We start from the raw sequence: 641 nt of genomic DNA, 5'->3' as shown, positions 1-641 counted from the left end.
GAGATCGGCAGCATCAGCGGCAGCACCCTGTCCGTGGGCGGTAAAACCCGTCTGCTTGCCGAAAAAGGCAATATCGCCGTCAGCGGCAGCAGTCTGGTCTCCCAAGACGACCTGCTGCTTAAAGCCGGCGGTGACATCGACATCCGCGCCGCCGAACACCGCCAAAGCCAGAGCGAGCGCCAAGTTTCTTCCGGCATCGGCAGTGCCGTTATTTCCGACACCGAGCACTTTAGCGGCTGGATGAAAAACCGCCGCGAGAACGAGGGCGAGGAAACCCGGCAGGCCGCCAGCCAAATCGGCAGCCTGAAAGGCGGCGTCCGCATCGACGCCGGCGGCGCCTACCGCCAAACCGGCAGCGATGTTGCCGCCGCACGCGATATCGACATCAGCGCCCAAAGCGTCGACATCCGTGCCGCCGATAACCACGGCCGCAGCCGCCAGTCCGAGCGCGACCTTAAAATCGGCACCTTCGCCAAAATCTCCTCACCGCTGATCGATCTGGTCAACGCTGCCGAAGGTGCTGCCAAAAGCAAAGCCGACGACCGCACCCGCGCCCTGCAGGGTCTAGCCGCCGGCGCCCAAGCCTACCAACTGGCCGATTCCGTCGGCAAAGTGGCCGACGCCGTCAAAAACCAAACCGG

At 64.0% G+C, this 641-nt stretch carries 1 protein-coding gene; it reads left to right on the top strand.

The window, feature by feature from the left end; translation table 11 throughout:
• Window positions 1-641: hemagglutinin repeat-containing protein (locus ACTHR7_RS10765; protein WP_440370803.1), on the top strand; the 641-nt coding region annotated here is incomplete at both ends.

The sequence above is a fragment of the Neisseria sp. P0007.S010 genome, from assembly GCF_051962875.1.
Lineage (GTDB): Bacteria > Pseudomonadota > Gammaproteobacteria > Burkholderiales > Neisseriaceae > Neisseria > Neisseria subflava_A.
Note: the sequence above shows the minus strand (reverse complement) of the source record. Positions and strands in the feature narration are given on the sequence as shown.